Source organism: Spirosoma gilvum (genome assembly GCF_054776815.1).
Genome location: NZ_BAAHBH010000008.1, coordinates 136,887 through 153,094 on the forward strand (window position 1 = coordinate 136,887; position 16,208 = coordinate 153,094).

The following is a 16,208-nucleotide window of genomic DNA, read 5'->3' on the forward strand; positions in this document are numbered from 1 at the left end:
GGCAAGTTAATTCATAAAGGGATTGGCAAGTAAGCGATAGTTTAGCGTTATTCGTTGCACCATAGTAGTACTCTATTTCTGAACCTGAAGTTATGCGATTACTGAATAAAGTTGCCATTATTACGGGTGCTGCCCGAGGCATTGGCCAGAAAGCGGCCGAAGTTTTTTGTCAGGAAGGAGCCACCGTCATCATTTGGGATGTACTGGACGAGGGCGAAACCACCGCGCAGACATTGCGTTCGCAGGGATTCCGCTGCGAGTTTAAGCACGTTAGCACAACCGAGGTGACCGCTATCGAATCGGCGGCCCGTGAGGTGTTTGAAGAGTACGGCCGGATTGATATTCTGATTAACAATGCAGGCATCACGCGCGACAAAACACTGCTAAAAATGTCGTTTACGGAATGGCAGCAGGTCATTGATGTAAACCTGACGGGCGTGTTTAATTGCACCAAAATCGTGGCACCCTATATGGTTGAGCAGAAATATGGCCGGATCATCTGCACGTCGTCGATCAATGGCGTACATGGTGCATTTGGGCAGACGAATTACGCAGCGGCTAAAGCTGGTATTATTGGCATGGTGCGGTCGTGGGCCAAAGAACTCGGACCAAAAGGGGTTACGGCCAATGCGGTAGCACCCGGTTTCATCCAGACCGCTATGACCGATGCCATGCCCGACGACGTTCGGAATCATGCCGTAGCGTCCATTCCCGTCCGGCGAATCGGCAAACCCGAGGACATCGCCTACTCCTACCTTTTCCTGGCATCCGACGAAGCGTCGTTTGTCAATGGGCATGTACTGGCCGTTAATGGCGGACAGGCGATTTAACGGTTTCAGGCTCAATGTTTCAAGTTTCAGGTTCCAATGCCGCTGGGTAGTTTAACATGAAACAAACAGACTATCTTTGTAGCCTTATTGACCGTAACTTGATCATGTGGAAAAAAATTCTGGATTTTTATCAGGAGTACAAGCCATATATTTTTTCTGACGGCTGGTACTACATATTTATCGTTGTGTTCATTCTTGTCCTGTTTATTTTCTTTTCCTGACAAGCTCTTCGTGAACATGCATTGCCCATAATAAATTTTAATTTACCTGCGTGGCGACTAAGTCGACGGTTATAGCCATTATCAATCCAAACTCAGGCACAACGTCTGCCGAGCAAAAGAAAGTGCTTCTGGATGCGTTTATGCGTCGCGCAGAAGCGCTTGATTATTCCCCTGAAGTCAGATTGACAACCCATGCGGGGCATGCTACCGAGCTGGCAGCCGATGCGGTGAAACGTGGCGTTAGCCGTTTGATCGCTATCGGTGGTGATGGTACTATCAATGAAACTGCCCAGGCCCTTCGCCGAACATCGACCTCGCTGGGAATTGTACCCATTGGCTCTGGCAATGGGCTGGCCCGGCATCTGGGTGTTCCGCTGAATCCGCTGAAGTCCATTGAGCGAGCCTTAAGTGGTCGTCCGGTGGTAATCGATAGCGGGGAGATCAATGAGTATCCGTTTTTTTGTACGGCAGGTATGGGTTTTGAAGCGTATGTAGCCCATGAGTTTGCCAAAGCCCCAGTGCGCGGACTGCCTACCTATATGCGTACGGCATTTCGGGCGTTCTGGGCCTATAAGCCAGCGCGATACATGATCGATGGTCAGGAAAAGACCCTGTTTTCGATGACCTTCGCCAACGCCGGACAATTTGGCAATAACGCCTGGATGGCCCCTACGGCTAACATTGCCGACGGTAAGCTGGAACAGTGCGAAATCCGGCCGTTTCCGGCTCAGGCGGCCGGTATGCTTACCTGGCGACTTTTCAACAAAACCCTGCATCATTCAGCGTACTGGCGTGGGCATTCCATCACCAAAGCCGTAGTTGAGACGGATGAGCCACTGCTCATTCATGTCGATGGCGAACCACTGACGTTGCCCACCGGCCGAGTTGAAGTACGGGTGTTCCCAGGTAGTTTACTGGTCGTGTTGTAGCCGCCAGGTGCCGCCCTGAGTACGAATCTTAGCGGAGCCTTAGTACTCAAATAAGCCCAGAATAACGCCAAGGGCACCGATCAGCGAGGCAATCAGGCCGATAAAGGCAACAGTACCGGTACCCAAAATCAGCAGAAACAAGCCACCAATCAACAAAACAGCCCCACCGATAAGAATAGGCGCCTTGGTTAGCATGGCCTTCTCTGGATGAGCAGGGGCCAGTCGATGGCTAATCTGTTTATTTAGTTTCCTGAGCACGGCCCGCTCCACCAGGTTCAACTTACGAGGAGTAGCGACGGTAACTAGTTGCTGTGTACCCTGAGAGGCCACAATCAGATGCTTCATGTGATCGATACGTTTACCTAATTTTTTGCTGGCTACCTGTTTGTTGTCATTACGGACATACGCGGTAGACTGGGCCTGTTCAACCTGTTCGGGAATAACTGACTCGGTAGGCGATGGTACGACCGGAAGAGGTGCAACAGTGGGGACGGTTTGCGTAGTACGGGGATTAAAGGCCTCAGCAGGGCCACGCTGAAAATAAGCCGTCGGGCGACTACAAGACGTAAAAAGGGCACTACCAATCAGGGCAACGTGTATAAATCGCTTATAGGTTGTATTCATAAGTCACTATTATTTTGAGATAAGGCATTCAGTTGCTTATTTGGTCTTCTGTTGCCCTACTACCGATTGCTTCGAACGAGACTAGCAATAAGCCAAAGGCGTATGAGGTAAAAGGCTAGTCAATAAAACGCATTTTATTGAATTTGTAAGCCATTGTGGGATCAGATGCGTTCGTTCGGAAGATCTGTTGCGTATAACCGTCTGGTTATCTGCGAATAGACAAACATTAAAATGTAATTAGTATGCCCCGTTCAACCCGTAAAGTCGTCGTATCGCTCGATACCTACCTGAGTATTCTGGCGGTTGTATCCAGCTTCTGCGCCATTGGTATTACCTTTTATCAAGCCTATCTGCAACGGACGCAGCAATATGCATCGGTCATGCCGATTATGGATAACTACCTGAATAATGGTGGAGGGGAAAAAGCCTGGCATGTGGCTATGGTTTTTGTGAATAATGGGGTTGGCCCTGCCATCGTCAAAGCGACACAGATTACCTATAAGAAAAAGCGGTATAATGACCTTCGCAAAATAGCCGAAGAAATTATCGAGGAGAAACTAGCGAAAGGGGAGGTGAAGCCAGCCGATGTGGCAGACTGTACCGTTATTAAGAGTGACCTTTGGCCCGAACGGGTTATCTCACCAGGACAGGTAATTGAACTTTGCAATATCGATCACAAATACGTAGCGCGCTGGGTCGACGAAGCTATGGGCGACGGTGATATTCGCGTACAAATCTGGTACGAATCCATTTATGGCGAGCGCTGGCGATTCGACACGGTCCCCGAACGAATTGAGCTGCGAAATGTCAAGATTGAGTAATCTTATGCTGGCTGTCTGTCCGTTTGCCCGATAACTTTTACGGGTTTGCTGTACTGCTTGTTTGGCCTTATTTTGCTCCCTGTTGTGGCCAATAAGCCTTGATCGTCAGAAAGATACCAACCAGGATCAGTATAGCTTCTATGAGCAGAGTGGTCAAATCATTTTTGAAATTCGTTCGGTAAGCCTGCGGAAAAAACATACGAATAAGTCCGAGTATAATGCCAAACCATCCGGCCAGTGTTACACAACTTTGCCAGCCAACCACCCAGATAGAATGGCTTCGAACAATTGAAAGGCCGGCAACAAACAGAAGCACACCCGACAGATAGACAAGAGGTGTGATCTGTGCCTCATAAAGGGTTGGGTTCCAGATTCTTAATTCGGATGCTACCATGGCAACGAGAGTAGGCCCAACTATACCCGCTATTGATTTTGATTTTTCCACATTTAGTTGACGTAAGGATAGTAAGTGTAGTGTAAGTGCAGTATCAACAATCGAATACAGACCAGCAGAGATGATTCCTTACTGTCTGGTCATCGAGGACAAGCTCACGGATATCGGCCGGAAGTTGGTCGCGCTGCCATCGACATTCCAGTTGTCCTATTTTATCCTTCTCTGTTTCATCAACGGACTCTCTAACTGCTCGGATAGCGTAGGCAGCCGCACCAAGTTCATGGGCGGCCACGTGGGCTACAGCCACGGCCTGTCCGGCAGCCAGGGCTGCAAACCGGGCTGCATCGGGCATACCTTTGGCTGCCGCATTGGCCGCAAAAGCCGCATTGTGCGCTTGTTTCATGGTGATTTCTCCGTTGACCCAGGCCCGTGCCAACTCGATAGCTTGCCTTGGGCGATTATCATCAGCATTGGCCTGCTCAAACAGATGGAGCACATGTTCGGCACAGGTAGCCGCCCATAGAGCAAGCAACCGATGGTTTGAATCGGTCAACGTGCCGCCACGCCGTATCGTAATAAATCGTGGGTCTCGTTCTTTCGGTAAGATCATTTTCTATTTGATACAATACTCTTGTTATACAGAGCTTTACTTGGTATTGCTCAGTTCTTCGGCCAGTCCGATGAGAAGCCCTTCAGGACCGCGAACGTAGCACAGCCGATATGATTCCTGGTACTGAACCACCTCGCCAACGAGTTGTGCGCCATGCTTACTGAGCCGGGAGAGCATCTCATCAAGGTCTTCAACAGCGAACATGACACGTAGGTAGCCAAGTGCATTGACAGGGGCGTTTCGATGATCGGCAACGACAGGCGGGTTGAGAAATCGCGAGAGTTCGAGTCGGCTGTGACCGTCGGGGGTGACCATCATGGCAATCTCGACGCGCTGATCACCCAATCCGGTAACGCGTCCGGCCCATTCGCCTTCGATCATAGACCGCCCTTCGAGTTTCAGGCCCAGCTCGGCGAAAAAGGCGATGACTTCATCGAGGGATTCTACCACGATGCCGACATTGTCCATTCGTAGTAATTTGTTGTTTGTCATAACATGAGTGTTTGATCCCGTTTAGGGAGTCCTGAAATTCCATTTAGCATTATCGCTGCTAAAATCAAAGTCGGCCAATGTCGGTGTGCTATCGCCAGACGATACCAGCGCTAACTTCTTTCCTGAATTCGGTACGATCTTGGGTATGATTCGATAGGTTCCATCCGTCAATTGATCGATTCGCCATAATTGTTCGGGTGCCCCGGTAAAGGCCGGTACGGTCATGACTTCGGCATCGGCAGTGGCCGCTAAAGCGCGATCGGTTCCGGCCAGGACAATCTTGTAATAGGGGCCACCTAAATATCCAGTGCTATCAGGCGCATCGGTAATCGTCCATTGCTGATGGGGACGCGCCATGTAGTCGCCTATTCGCAGATGAATAGGCCCGGTTGGCCAGTTTTTCTGCACATCAGCCAGTTGCTGAGCCGGAACGGGCTTTATGGGGTCATTGTTGGGCTGACCAAATCCGCGTGGTCCAACGGCCATTCGGTTGAAATCAACGGCTAGCTCTAAGGCGTATCCTCTTCGTACGGATTCAATTTCATACGTACCTTCTTTAAACTTTTCTCCGGCAATGGGCCATCCATCTTTCCAGACCACCGGCAGTATACCTAATACGCTTCGACCACTCTGCGCTAGATCGGCTTCGTAATGGATCGACATTTTTTCAACGCCGTTTTCCAGAACGATATGGCCAAAATGACCGGGGCCGATTAATCCGCCACGCGTAGCCACCACCATCTTACCGCCCCCTTCCAGCATGCTTCGGCCTACGTTATCGAGGTAAGGGCCGGTTATTTTTTTGGATCGGCCCACCACCACATTGTAGGTCGAGTTGGCTCCATCGCAACAGCTACCGTGCGTGGCAAGCAGATAATACCAACCGTCGCGATAGACCAACGTGCTGGCTTCACAGACGATGGCTACATCGACGGATTTGTTGCCAGCCTTGAGCTTGCCTGTTTTAGGGTCTAGTTCGATCAGGCGGGTGTAGCCAAAATAGGTGCCGTAGGTCATCCAAAGGCGTCTGGTCGTCGGGTCCAGCATCAGGCCGGGGTCAATGGCGTCGTTCTCTTCATAGCCATCCGACGTAGCCACCACAACCGGTTCAGAGTACTTAAAATCAGGCGACTTTGGGTCCATTGTCTTATTCCACATAGTCAGAATAGCGCCTTTGTGGTTGGGTGAACCACCAGTTGCCCCATATACGACTAGGTAACGATCTCCAATTTTGAGAACGTCAGGAGCCGCGCCACCACCGGGCCTCACTCCACCACCATACCATGTCCAGCCATCGTTGGAAATTAATCCGCCACCGCCCGTGCCGAATGTGTAATACTTGCCCTCGCATTCCGCAACGGTTGAGGGATCATGAATAAAGGGCCGTCCGATCTGTGCGATTACAGTTTGGGTTATCAATAAGACTAAGAAGGAGGTTAGGGTGGTTTTCATGTGTGCTAACGGATTTTAATTAGCGTAAAAGCTTGATTACCTGTCTAATAGGTTTATTTCGATGGCTTTTCTGTCATCCCGACGCAGGAGGGATCTTCGGATGAATCATAGTTGATCACATCACCCGAAAATCCCTCCTGCGTCGGGATGACAGAAAAGGTTTTTCAAGGAAAGTTTAGTTTAAGCAGGCTCTTATCGTAAACAGGTTATTATTCGTAACTAATACGGAGGTTTTTGACAGGCGATCCTTTTTCATCTAAGAAACGCATACAGAAATTAGCCATACCCGGTCCGTTTATGACGGCTCCCCGAACGATGTTCCTTCCCTTTTTAAGCGTTAATCGTGCCGAGGTGCCATTGTCGGCAATCATGTCCCGGTCGCCGGAGAGCAGCAAGGCTTCCTGACCATTCAGCCACCACATGCTTCCCGAATTGCATCCGGCCGCCATCCTGACGTTCTGGATTTCCTCCGGGCAATCGATCACCGTGACCAACCAGACGAGGATTCCGTATTTGGGCTTGTTGAGGGCGTAGGTAAAATGGTATAAATTGAAATTGAACGCCTTGCTGTCCAGCGCATACCACTTCAGCGCCTGATTGCCCACAGTTACCGTTTCGCCATTTTTGGGAACGAGGGTGTAATCGCTGGAAAAATTATCGGTCGAAAAGGTCGTTCGGAGGTAGTTGTCCGTGAAAATATTATTCCTGACAATATCTTTTTTAACGGGTTCCAGCACCAGCCAGCGTTGAATAAATCCTTCTGCATCGGGTGATTTTTTGGCGGAAGAGGCTGGTGTGAAGTGTTTGGATAGGGTGTGGGTCGTATCTCCTTTTAGCGGGATAGGAGGGAGGGGGATTCGTTGTCCCGGACCTGGCCCCTGGGCGAAAGCCGTAAGGCCACTTAGGTGTAAGGCTGATAGAACGATAAACGATATAACTGGCAACAAGGGTTTGCGTTTGCTGTTCATAGCAGATTGCTCTGGTAAGGATCAGTGTTTCTACAGTAAGCGTAGTTTAGGCAAACCTACTCAACGAAGCTACTAAAATGGGTTCGGTTTGGTGCGTCTTGAAAGGCCTTTCAATGACGGTATTTGATCTTGCTGTAGCAAGTATCAGTGGATTTTCGCAAACGTTTGGGGTTTGCTGCTGTGCTGGTATTTTATAATTCTAAGCTTGGCAATTTAAGCCGATTAGAAAACCAAAGTACAAATTTTATTCTCTTGCTCAATAGCGTAATGTCGGCTGGAACTAAGGCTGATAAGAGAACCAAAAGTTAATGTTGCGTTCGGTCAGCCAGCATAGCTGCAAACAGATTGTTGCCTGCTGGCTTTTTCTGTCACTCGTTGTTTATTTCGCTTCTAATGATTTGTTGCTCCTTTTTTCTATCCGCTTTTCGTCTGTCTGATTTGAGTTTCTGTTGATACTTGTTTTTGTCACTATCAAAGTGCATACTAATTTCCGCAAGCCAAGAACCCTGTCTAATCATTAATCCATTCCAAATGCAATTGTCGTAACCACAGTTATGTTTAGAGTAATCACCAAAGTTTCTATGCTTAATTTTTTTGTCTGCCAAAATCCGTTGCTGATTTCTTCGGATATCGTCCCAAACTTTTTGTTCGTCACCTTTCGTCAGGTCTTGACCTAAGTATTCCACTTCAACAAAAGTTTTCGGGTCTTTGAGTTGAAGGAAGTCAAATGTCTTTTTGAAAGTTTTATGGGCGTACTCTCTGACAGTGATTTTAGCGTCAAGCGTCAACTTTTCATTCTCTACGATTGAGCGATAAAGTCCAAGTGTGTTGAAGTCTGAATACTTCTTATAGTTGTCAATGTAAAAGAAATATTTGTCTATTGTCAGAGCATTAAATTTTTGTCCTATTTCCATTTTGTCATAGTTAGAACGCTGTCTATTCAGCTTGCAGGCAACGTCGAGGTATTTACGATGGTTGGGATTAGAATTCCGGCGGCCCGTAATCAAAGCCCGATAAAATTACAAAAGATGATGATAATAAGCTAATGCTCAATAGAAATCCTTCTGCCTGAACCGAAGCTGATTAGAATTACAAATGTTGAGGTTTATTCCGTCCGCCCAACTATTGTAAATACCATGTTGGTGGCTGGTATTTTTTTGATTAGATGAATCGCTTCATATTGCTTTAACAGAATTGGTCTTCTACTGATTTGGTATTTACTGAGGTTATTTTTCCTGTATGTTCAGTGGTTTTAGATTCAATAAGCTTAATTAGATACTCTTTTTTGAGGAAACTCTATGATTTTTCCTTTGTTTACAACAAACAAGTTTCCTTTTTTTAATATCAGGTCTGGCTGATTTTTAATTTCCATTAGCAGCGCCCCTTTTACAACGTAGAACAATTCATCTTTGTTTTCGTGATTATGCCAGGGGACTTCTTGCTCCTTTATTTTTACGACTTAAATATATTGGTCATTTACTTCACCTATAATCCTTTGTGAAAAATAGTTACTAAGACTTGAAAACGCATATTTCGAATTCATCTTTTAAATAGTTTGCTTTTTACAATTTTACCCTCTCTTTTTACCCGATAATAAAGTATTATTCCAATAAGCAATAAAAAAGTTGATGTAAAAATTGATCCCTCAATTCCGAATGCGCCCCCTGTTAATAGTTCTGGTCCCGTAAATTTTGATTGAATGATACTGCCAAAATCATTTGCCCCTGTGAGATTGGAACCATAAAAAGGCTGAGAAAAATTCCAACCTATATGGAAAAAATAAGGTAGCCAAATTCTTTTGGTATAGATAAACATCATTGCCATAGTAAAACCCCAAATCAAATATAAAGGAAGACTAAGTAAGCTGGAAACGGGGTTGGAAATGTGCTGTAATTCTACCAACATTGCAATGACAATGGCTATGTTAGTACCTAACCAATTTTCCAATACTCTTAGGGTTAATCCCCTATGAAATAAGTCTTCAACTATTGCAGCAAATAGTAATACAGTAAACATTCTTGCTGAGTAGTGAGTAGCTGTAATACTAAAAGCCTGATAGTGGCCTAATAAGTATAAAATGAAAATAGATAATGAAATTGTCGAAAAACCAAAAATAAAACCTCCAAACATTTCCCTAGGTAAATATTTTAGAAGGTGTTTGGGAATTGAGAAAGGTTGAGAGTCGTGCCAACTTTGTATCGACCAAAATGCAAAGTGATGACCAAACAGTGGCAACCACTGACCGACTCCCAATGGGCCGCAATTTCGCCCTTTTTTGATCTGAAACGCAAACGAAAGCACGATTTACGCCAGATTATCAACTGCATTTTCTGGCTCTTACGGACCGGTTGTCAGTGGCGAAACATGCCCGATGGCTGGCCCCATTGGCAAGCCGTTTATTACTACTTTCACCAGTGGAAAACTAATAATCTGTTCGAACGAATTAACGCGACACCCAACGAAATGGATCGTAAACGAGTCAACAGAATGACCACCCCCTCATTGGTATGTATTGACTCACAGAGCGTTAAGCTGAGTCCAATGATTTATGAGGAATGCGGTCTGGATCCCAACAAACGAGTCAATGGTCGCAAACGACAGTTCATTGTTGACACCGAGGGCCGTCTTTGGGTTGTGCACGTTCACGCGGCTAATGAAGCAGATGGGGCCACTGGTTGTACACTGGTAAGCAGTATACTATGGCGAGTTGGTGAACGATTAGAAAAAGTGATGGGCGATCAAGCTTATAATGGGGTATTTGCAAAAGAATTAGCTCAATGGAGCATTGACTTTGAGAAGGCATCCCGGCCCGAATCGACTCAGGGTTTTGTGCCTGTCGCCAAGCGTTGGGTCGTCGAACGTAGTATTGCCTGGACCAATTTTTTTCGTCGAATCGTCAAAGATTACGAGTATACAGTATCATCTTCGGTCAGTTGGCTGTATTTGGCTAACATTCAACTCATGCTTCAACGAATCTAACATTATCACAAAAGATAATTTCCCAACACGTTCTTAGGGATAGTTCGGTAATTTTTCTTTTATCATATACCCGGAATAAATAGTAATAGCTAACTAATAATAGTATTGAAGAAATAAAAATAATAATCGGGTCAGCAATACTTTTTTCTGAAATAATGCTATAAAAAAAAGGTTTTAATATAAAGTTTTAAATTACTACGAATAGAGAAAAAGGGACTGCAATGCCTACGATAATTTTTGTTATTGGAAAATGCAGGAATTTTTTAATTGATGCATTCATTGTTTCTTTTGATTTATTGTAAGTGAAATTTTATACAAAGGCAATTCCTTATTATCTTTACAGCAAGTATGTACAATAAAGTATCCTACATACTAAAAAGGTATTGTTGTTGATTATCAACGCTTTAAACTTAAAAATGAATGAAGAATAAAATTAAAAAGGCACATTGTGCAGTTGATTATGCTTTCCAACGAATAGGTGGAAAGTATAAAGGCCGAATTTTATGGGTATTGAGAGATGGTTTTTTGAGATATGGGGAATTAAAAAGAGCAGTGGTAGGTATAACACCAAAAATGCTTACTCAAACGCTAAAAGAATTGGAAGCCGATGAACTAATTGTTAGAAAAGTTTATTTGGAAGTTCCTCCGAAGGTTGAATATTCACTTACCGATACAGGAAAAGAGTTAATTCCGTTTATTAGCCAAATGAGAAGTTGGGGTGAAAAGCAAATGTCAACAAATTGAAACTTACAATTCTCAGGGTGTTGCGATATGCTTGCCACTAACGAACAAGGCTTTGTGCAGGTTGGGAAATAGCATTCCGTCTGCCCGTAACCAAAGTTAATAATTGCAATATTGCTGATGTTTTATTCATAAGCTAAATTTATAACGTCAAGCTGGAACTGAAGCTAAATTAAAAAACAAAAGCTGCGGCTTATTCCGTCTGCCCAACTTGCACAAAACCACTTGTTAGTGGCTGTGATTCTCATTCCAATCAAGTTTTGTTATTTTATGTCCGTTAATAATTAGAACCGATATTTCCCTGTCCAAACCTGTTCCATAATGGTCTAAATTCATAAGAGTAAAGTTTCCATATTTGTTTGTAACCGGGTCGTGAGTGTAGAAATCGTCAAAAAATAAAGCATTTACAATTTGAATTTCATTATCATTTATTTCTGCAATAAAGGTTAGGTCTGAAAGATGTACTACATACAGAACCTTGTCCTTGTAGATAAACGATGAAAAAAGTTGTATGCCATAAAAGTCTATTTTTTTATTGAAGGCATTTGATTTGTCTGTGTAGCCAACAGCTTGTCCCTTGAAGGTTTTTCCAATTTCATTCGGTTGTGCCAAAGTTAGTTTTGTAGGGTCGGGTATGGTTTTGACTTCCGAAAAGCCATTTCCGTGTCCTAAATGAGCTAAAACATTATAACCATTTTCATTTTTAATTACAGAGTTGGCGCAAGTTGATTCAGTAAGAAACGTTTTTAAAGTTGATTTTTCAAAAAAGTAAACTGTCCCGCCCCATTCTCCAAAACAGTCGCCAAACACAATAAATATATCGTCTTCAAATAGTTTTGGGTGATTTTTTAATGGAAAATAATTTTTCATTTTAGCCCACTCGTTACCATTCCAAAGAAAAACTGACTTTCCTGAAAGCCCGCCTAACTGATTATCAATTATCCAATGGTAGTTAAATCGTTTAGTATTTAGTTTATTCTCCAATTTTGTATTTCGTTCAAAATTGTCAAGATTAAAACAAGCAAATTTTCCATATTCAAAAAGCGAAATGAGATTGTTTTCATAAATGACAGAAAAGGACTTAGGAAAATTTTTTACGTTGTTTTTTTGTTCTTCTGCATTTTCAAATTTGTCTGAGAAGTAAGGGTTTTTAATAACTAAGTGACTTGTGTCAAACTCAATGTAGTTGCCGCTTACTGAAACTTTAAACTTGTCTTTGTAAGGACTTAAATATAAACTGTCTTTCGTTAGAGTAACTTTTCCCCAAGTTTGTTTTTGGAAATGGTCAACAAGTCTTCTTTCAAAATTCAGTTGTTTGTTTTGAGCAAAGGTTGTCATTGAAAGTCCGAAGCTTAATAATATGTAGAGTAGTTTGTTTATCATAGCCACTAACGTTAACCGGCTTTGTGCAGTAGCGGCAATAGCGTACTGTCAGCCGAAACAATTACTAAAGTAAAATATTTATTCAAAAGCCTAGATTAAGAACGTCCAGCCGCTATTGCAAAAAACTGATGTTACCAGCAGTTACTCGTCAATAAACGACATTCACACTCGCTTTTGATGTTGTCACTTTTGTCAAGTCTGCTGCGTCGATAAAAACCAAATTGAAATAATTCTTTCCTTGTGTTGTGTTAACCAAACCTTGTGTCACTAACCAGTAAAACCGGTTTGTTTTGTTATCAAACTCCAGCTTTATTTCCTTTATCGGGTCAATATTCGTTTGTGTTTTTCGTGCAATGTCTATAAGGCGGCAATAAGAAAAGTTCGTATCAATTTCCTTGTATTGGCTTTTTGAAGGAAAATTAAACTTGCTGATGATATTTCCTTTGTCGTCAAGAGCAATGCCAAAATGATATGTCGCCAGAGTGTCTGGCTTAAACTCATAATAGTAGAAGCACTTTGCCTTGCAGTATTTCAAAGTAACATCTTGTCGCCCGCTGTCACGGAAGGTTTTCAATAATTCAGGGTAAACAACGTCGACGGAGTTAAACTTCACCTTTGCGAAAAATGCCTCTCCTGCAAACTCTTTTATCTTTCTTTCTACCTTTTGCTTCAGTAATAGTACATCTCTAGGAGCTTGCAAAATGTCAATCGGGTCTGTCAGCACATTCCAACTTTTTGAGGTGTCACCGCCAAAGGCGAAATTGTATGTCGGGCAGCGATGAATATAGTTTACAAAACCCCAGTCTCCACCATAAGTAATTTTTTCTCGGTCTATGCACTGACCGAACGTCGTCAAACAGGTCGCAATAAAAGGCAGCAGTAATGAGGTGCGGAGTGTCATTCTATAATTGCTGGTAACTTCTAAATATACGCATGTTTCGTCCTGACGACTCAAATCTAAGTGTTCTCCTGAACCTTCCAAATTTCTAAGCAATACTTTTGTTAAATGCTTTAAAATGAGGGTGTTGTAGTTGTTTTAGGTTTTTGTTTTACCCTTAAACAATACAAAATGCGCTATTCTTATTTTGTATTGTTGATAAATTGTCTCATTGGCCAACAATACAAAATGCGTGTAGGGTTTTATAGTCTGTCTAGCGGACTTTTGATGTTCTTCAAACTCTTTTCACTTACCTGCGTGTAGCGTAAAGTCGTCTTGATGTCGTTGTGACCAAGTAATTCCTGAATGAACTTGACATCGGTGCCATTTTCGAGCAAATGCGTAGAGAAACTGTGGCGCAGGCCGTTGATACCTACCTCCTTGTTAATCTTCGCTTTATGAAGAGCCGTCTTGAAAATCTGCTGAGTGCTACGAACGCTGTATTGCTCCTCATACTGCCCTTCAAACAGGTATTTTTTGGGTTTGTATTCCCGGAAATAGGTGCGTAACTGTTCCAGAATGCTTTCGGGTAGGTTGGCATATCTGTCTTTCTTTCCTTTGGCGCGGCCAATGAATACCTCTATATTTTTGCTGTCTACGTCGGTTACTTTCAGGCTTACAATTTCACTAACGCGCAGCCCCATGCCATAACATAGTTTGAGCATAGTGTTGTGTTTGAGATTGGTTGTTACGTCAAATAGCCGCTTAATGTCTGCTGGTGAAAATACTTTCGGCAAAATAGACGGCTTTTTAGGTCGGGGAATTTCAAAAAAGAATTTCTCCCGGCCCAGCACCTGTTCATAATAAAACTTTATGGCGTTGATGCGGCTATGTAGCGTGTTCTCGGAAAGCTTGAGCCTGTTTACGCAGTAGAGAAAATAACTGCGTAAGCGTTCGGCATCGAGCGAGTCCACAGATGTTGTTTTCAGGACGTAGAGAAGTTGTGCAAACTCGTTACGATAAGTGCGGAGTGTGCTGGAACTGTAGGCTTTGAGTTGGAGCGTTTCAATCAGTCGTTCCAAGGCAAGCTGGTTCACAGGATCGATTTTGGCCAGTACATCTTTGCCAACCAGTACCGGGTCAAGGCTAAATTTTTGCCGATAAACTACCGAATCCGGTACATACCATGCTTTACGCGTACCGCTCCATTTGGAACCAACCAGTTTTCTAACGCGCTCATAGAGTTTGGCATTATAGTCGAACAGGATAAAAATAACCGCCTTGTTATGGTGGATACCCGGTTCATACCGAACGATGGGCGTTTTTAATGCTTTTTTTGTGCTTTATCATTCATTGGCCTGACTATCCGTTTTCTTATCAAGCATAATCAGTTGTTCGGCCACTACTTCCGTTACGTAACGGTGATTCCCCTCCTTGTCGTCATAATGCCGGGTCTTGAGCTTGCCTTCAATGTACACCAAACTGCCTTTCTGAAGATATTTGTGAGCTATCTCAGCCAGATTGTGCCATAGCACTACCGTGTGCCAGTCGGTATTAGACTGCGACAGGCCGCTGCGGTCTTTATAGATTTCGGTGGTAGCCAGAGAAAATTTGGCAACGGCTATAGAGCCATCGAGTTGTTGGTAGTCGGGGTCGGCACCGAGGTTGCTAATGAGGGTTACTTTGTTTAAACCACGCATCACAGAAGTCGTTACAGGTGGGAAATGAATAGACAAAGGACAACAATTCCGTCATCTAACGAAAGGATGGAAATTCAGGCGGGTTTTCGGGAACAAGCCCGATATTTGTCCCTCCAAAACTAGACTGATACTCGGGCCATTAGCGACCCGGTATCTTTTTGCGATGTCTCAAAAAGTAGTTCTTGCCTTTAGTGGAGGTCTGGATACCTCCTTCTGTGTTAAATATCTGTCCGAAGACCGGGACATGGATGTGTACTCGGTACGGTAGGTTTCGACTGGTGTGTCTAGGCACTAGCTGACAGATTAAACACTGTCAAGGTTTCCTGTAACTTTGTGAGATGGAAGTAGGCGTTTACATTCCCATCATTTCAGATTATGGTTTCAATGCTACCTTCGGCAATGAAGCTGACAGTTTATTCCTCCGCAGAGCGCTACAGGCACTGATCAAATCAGATACGCCCATTCGGGAAGTGCATTTTGATAAGAATGTGTTCGAAGCGTTGACCATTGACAGCCGGAGCGGCATTTTTGATTTGGCCTGCACGGATGAAAACGGCAGTCAATTCATCGTCGAAATGCAGTTGGGTCTGGCCCCGCATTTTGTACAACGCATGAACGGGGCCGCCCGTGCGGTTTTACGCTCTACACAAGTTCAATACGGTGGTGGAGCGGGGTGAGTTTGACTATGCTAATCTGCCTAAGATCTATGCTATTGCCATTTTGGCGAAAAGTATTTTACCAACTACTCATTTTCATACGCTTGCCAATCTACGAAGCGAAGCGGGTGAAATCATTGACACCCAGATGACGTTTATCACAGTAGAACTGGCTAAATTCGACAAGCCTGTGAGTGAAATTGAGACTGATTTAGACAAGCTAGTGTATACCATGAAGACGCTTCATACAACCGAACCGACCCAGTATCCCGCTTTCTGGAATGAAGAATGGCTTAAACGTGCGATTGACGAGTTGGACACTCGGAAGATGACACCAGAAGAACGGGCGTATTTTGCTCGTGTGACAGCGGCCAATGCTGAAGCCGTCAAGGCCGAAAAGAAGCGGATTGAAGAGGTAAAAATATCAGCCATTCAGAATGCTCTACAAGAAGGCTTACCAGTTGATTTGATTGCTCGAATCAATAGCGTAAGTACAGAATTTGTATTGGCAGTGCAAAAGACATTGTAATA

At 44.0% G+C, this 16,208-nt stretch carries 20 protein-coding genes and 1 pseudogene; 8 read left to right on the forward strand and 13 right to left on the reverse strand.

Going from position 1 to position 16,208, the window contains the following annotated elements:
• Positions 1-92: 92 nt before the first annotated feature.
• Both fabG and ACYVFD_RS21085 read left to right on the forward strand, forming a co-directional pair.
• Positions 93-830 (forward strand): 3-oxoacyl-ACP reductase FabG, encoded by a 738-nt coding sequence (gene fabG / locus ACYVFD_RS21080; RefSeq protein ID WP_461092478.1) that lies wholly within the window; start codon positions 93-95, stop codon positions 828-830.
• Between the two features lie 271 nt (positions 831-1,101).
• Complete coding sequence (locus ACYVFD_RS21085; RefSeq protein WP_461092479.1) at positions 1,102-1,980, forward strand: diacylglycerol/lipid kinase family protein; 879 nt, start codon at positions 1,102-1,104, stop codon at positions 1,978-1,980.
• Positions 1,981-2,019: 39 nt separating this feature from the next.
• Here ACYVFD_RS21085 and ACYVFD_RS21090 read toward each other — a convergent pair whose 3' ends face one another.
• The gene (locus tag ACYVFD_RS21090; protein ID WP_461092480.1) at positions 2,020-2,604 is read right to left on the reverse strand and encodes a hypothetical protein; all 585 of its coding nucleotides are present in this window, start codon (positions 2,602-2,604) and stop codon (positions 2,020-2,022) included.
• Between the two features lie 242 nt (positions 2,605-2,846).
• On the opposite strand from ACYVFD_RS21090, the gene ACYVFD_RS21095 reads away from it, so the two are divergent.
• On the forward strand, positions 2,847-3,425 hold the full coding sequence (locus ACYVFD_RS21095; RefSeq protein WP_461092481.1) for a hypothetical protein: 579 nt from the start codon (positions 2,847-2,849) through the stop codon (positions 3,423-3,425).
• A 67-nt stretch (positions 3,426-3,492) separates the two neighbouring features.
• On the opposite strand, the gene ACYVFD_RS21100 is transcribed toward ACYVFD_RS21095, so the two are convergent.
• The 8 genes from ACYVFD_RS21100 to ACYVFD_RS21135 all read right to left on the reverse strand — a co-directional run bounded on the left by ACYVFD_RS21100 (position 3,493) and on the right by ACYVFD_RS21135 (position 9,471).
• Positions 3,493-3,819 (reverse strand): hypothetical protein, encoded by a 327-nt coding sequence (locus ACYVFD_RS21100; protein WP_461092482.1) that lies wholly within the window; start codon positions 3,817-3,819, stop codon positions 3,493-3,495.
• Positions 3,820-3,913: 94 nt separating this feature from the next.
• Entirely contained in the window at positions 3,914-4,429 is a 516-nt protein-coding gene (locus tag ACYVFD_RS21105; protein WP_461092483.1) for a putative immunity protein, read from the reverse strand.
• Positions 4,430-4,465: 36 nt separating this feature from the next.
• On the reverse strand, positions 4,466-4,921 hold the full coding sequence (locus tag ACYVFD_RS21110; RefSeq protein ID WP_461092484.1) for a VOC family protein: 456 nt from the start codon (positions 4,919-4,921) through the stop codon (positions 4,466-4,468).
• Positions 4,922-4,942: 21 nt separating this feature from the next.
• A complete protein-coding gene (locus ACYVFD_RS21115; protein ID WP_461092485.1) occupies positions 4,943-6,373 on the reverse strand; it encodes a family 43 glycosylhydrolase in 1,431 nt (476 codons plus the stop codon).
• 209 nt (positions 6,374-6,582) lie between these two features.
• The gene (locus ACYVFD_RS21120; RefSeq protein ID WP_461092486.1) at positions 6,583-7,341 is read right to left on the reverse strand and encodes an acetylxylan esterase; all 759 of its coding nucleotides are present in this window, start codon (positions 7,339-7,341) and stop codon (positions 6,583-6,585) included.
• A gap of 368 nt (positions 7,342-7,709) precedes the next feature.
• Complete coding sequence (locus tag ACYVFD_RS21125) at positions 7,710-8,255, reverse strand: hypothetical protein (protein ID WP_461092487.1); 546 nt, start codon at positions 8,253-8,255, stop codon at positions 7,710-7,712.
• Positions 8,256-8,608: 353 nt separating this feature from the next.
• Positions 8,609-8,791, reverse strand: coding sequence for a cupin domain-containing protein (locus ACYVFD_RS21130; protein ID WP_461092718.1), 183 nt, complete (start codon positions 8,789-8,791; stop codon positions 8,609-8,611).
• A gap of 89 nt (positions 8,792-8,880) precedes the next feature.
• On the reverse strand, positions 8,881-9,471 hold the full coding sequence (locus ACYVFD_RS21135) for a lysostaphin resistance A-like protein (protein ID WP_461092488.1): 591 nt from the start codon (positions 9,469-9,471) through the stop codon (positions 8,881-8,883).
• A gap of 87 nt (positions 9,472-9,558) precedes the next feature.
• On the opposite strand from ACYVFD_RS21135, the gene ACYVFD_RS21140 reads away from it, so the two are divergent.
• Both ACYVFD_RS21140 and ACYVFD_RS21145 read left to right on the forward strand, forming a co-directional pair.
• On the forward strand, positions 9,559-10,320 hold the full coding sequence (locus ACYVFD_RS21140) for an IS5 family transposase (RefSeq protein ID WP_461092489.1): 762 nt from the start codon (positions 9,559-9,561) through the stop codon (positions 10,318-10,320).
• Positions 10,321-10,740: 420 nt separating this feature from the next.
• Positions 10,741-11,064, forward strand: a complete 324-nt coding sequence (locus ACYVFD_RS21145) for a winged helix-turn-helix transcriptional regulator (RefSeq protein WP_461092490.1) — start codon at positions 10,741-10,743, stop codon at positions 11,062-11,064.
• Between the two features lie 225 nt (positions 11,065-11,289).
• Here the strand turns inward: ACYVFD_RS21145 and ACYVFD_RS21150 are convergent, their stop codons facing one another.
• The 4 genes from ACYVFD_RS21150 to ACYVFD_RS21165 all read right to left on the reverse strand — a co-directional run bounded on the left by ACYVFD_RS21150 (position 11,290) and on the right by ACYVFD_RS21165 (position 15,021).
• Positions 11,290-12,399, reverse strand: coding sequence for a hypothetical protein (locus ACYVFD_RS21150; protein ID WP_461092491.1), 1,110 nt, complete (start codon positions 12,397-12,399; stop codon positions 11,290-11,292).
• A 193-nt stretch (positions 12,400-12,592) separates the two neighbouring features.
• Positions 12,593-13,345, reverse strand: coding sequence for a hypothetical protein (locus ACYVFD_RS21155; protein ID WP_461092492.1), 753 nt, complete (start codon positions 13,343-13,345; stop codon positions 12,593-12,595).
• A 239-nt stretch (positions 13,346-13,584) separates the two neighbouring features.
• On the reverse strand, positions 13,585-14,418 hold the full coding sequence (locus ACYVFD_RS21160) for a tyrosine-type recombinase/integrase (protein ID WP_461092493.1): 834 nt from the start codon (positions 14,416-14,418) through the stop codon (positions 13,585-13,587).
• 249 nt (positions 14,419-14,667) lie between these two features.
• A complete protein-coding gene (locus ACYVFD_RS21165) occupies positions 14,668-15,021 on the reverse strand; it encodes a single-stranded DNA-binding protein (protein WP_461092494.1) in 354 nt (117 codons plus the stop codon).
• A gap of 163 nt (positions 15,022-15,184) precedes the next feature.
• On the opposite strand from ACYVFD_RS21165, the pseudogene ACYVFD_RS21170 reads away from it, so the two are divergent.
• From ACYVFD_RS21170 to ACYVFD_RS21180, 3 genes and pseudogenes are all read left to right on the forward strand, one after another.
• Positions 15,185-15,283 (forward strand): annotated as a pseudogene (locus tag ACYVFD_RS21170) (argininosuccinate synthase domain-containing protein); the annotation flags it as partial.
• A 76-nt stretch (positions 15,284-15,359) separates the two neighbouring features.
• Positions 15,360-15,698, forward strand: coding sequence for a PD-(D/E)XK nuclease family transposase (locus tag ACYVFD_RS21175; protein WP_461092495.1), 339 nt, complete (start codon positions 15,360-15,362; stop codon positions 15,696-15,698).
• Complete coding sequence (locus ACYVFD_RS21180; RefSeq protein WP_461092496.1) at positions 15,649-16,206, forward strand: PD-(D/E)XK nuclease family transposase; 558 nt, start codon at positions 15,649-15,651, stop codon at positions 16,204-16,206. Before ACYVFD_RS21175 ends, ACYVFD_RS21180 begins: the two co-directional genes overlap by 50 nt.
• Positions 16,207-16,208 lie beyond the last annotated feature (2 nt).

What these genes read in the sequence shown, in the direction of transcription:
- fabG (WP_461092478.1), top strand. Translation starts at nt 93, where the DNA reads ATGCGATTACTGAATAAAGTTGCCATTATTACGGGTGCTGCCCGAGGC.
- ACYVFD_RS21090 (WP_461092480.1), bottom strand. Translation starts at nt 2,604, where the DNA reads ATGAATACAACCTATAAGCGATTTATACACGTTGCCCTGATTGGTAGT.
- ACYVFD_RS21095 (WP_461092481.1), top strand. Translation starts at nt 2,847, where the DNA reads ATGCCCCGTTCAACCCGTAAAGTCGTCGTATCGCTCGATACCTACCTG.
- ACYVFD_RS21100 (WP_461092482.1), bottom strand. Translation starts at nt 3,819, where the DNA reads ATGGTAGCATCCGAATTAAGAATCTGGAACCCAACCCTTTATGAGGCA.
- ACYVFD_RS21105 (WP_461092483.1), bottom strand. Translation starts at nt 4,429, where the DNA reads ATGATCTTACCGAAAGAACGAGACCCACGATTTATTACGATACGGCGT.
- ACYVFD_RS21110 (WP_461092484.1), bottom strand. Translation starts at nt 4,921, where the DNA reads ATGACAAACAACAAATTACTACGAATGGACAATGTCGGCATCGTGGTA.
- ACYVFD_RS21115 (WP_461092485.1), bottom strand. Translation starts at nt 6,373, where the DNA reads ATGAAAACCACCCTAACCTCCTTCTTAGTCTTATTGATAACCCAAACT.
- ACYVFD_RS21120 (WP_461092486.1), bottom strand. Translation starts at nt 7,341, where the DNA reads ATGAACAGCAAACGCAAACCCTTGTTGCCAGTTATATCGTTTATCGTT.
- ACYVFD_RS21125 (WP_461092487.1), bottom strand. Translation starts at nt 8,255, where the DNA reads ATGGAAATAGGACAAAAATTTAATGCTCTGACAATAGACAAATATTTC.
- ACYVFD_RS21135 (WP_461092488.1), bottom strand. Translation starts at nt 9,471, where the DNA reads ATGTTTGGAGGTTTTATTTTTGGTTTTTCGACAATTTCATTATCTATT.
- ACYVFD_RS21140 (WP_461092489.1), top strand. Translation starts at nt 9,559, where the DNA reads ATGACCAAACAGTGGCAACCACTGACCGACTCCCAATGGGCCGCAATT.
- ACYVFD_RS21145 (WP_461092490.1), top strand. Translation starts at nt 10,741, where the DNA reads ATGAAGAATAAAATTAAAAAGGCACATTGTGCAGTTGATTATGCTTTC.
- ACYVFD_RS21150 (WP_461092491.1), bottom strand. Translation starts at nt 12,399, where the DNA reads ATGACAACCTTTGCTCAAAACAAACAACTGAATTTTGAAAGAAGACTT.
- ACYVFD_RS21155 (WP_461092492.1), bottom strand. Translation starts at nt 13,345, where the DNA reads ATGACACTCCGCACCTCATTACTGCTGCCTTTTATTGCGACCTGTTTG.
- ACYVFD_RS21165 (WP_461092494.1), bottom strand. Translation starts at nt 15,021, where the DNA reads ATGCGTGGTTTAAACAAAGTAACCCTCATTAGCAACCTCGGTGCCGAC.
- ACYVFD_RS21175 (WP_461092495.1), top strand. Translation starts at nt 15,360, where the DNA reads ATGGAAGTAGGCGTTTACATTCCCATCATTTCAGATTATGGTTTCAAT.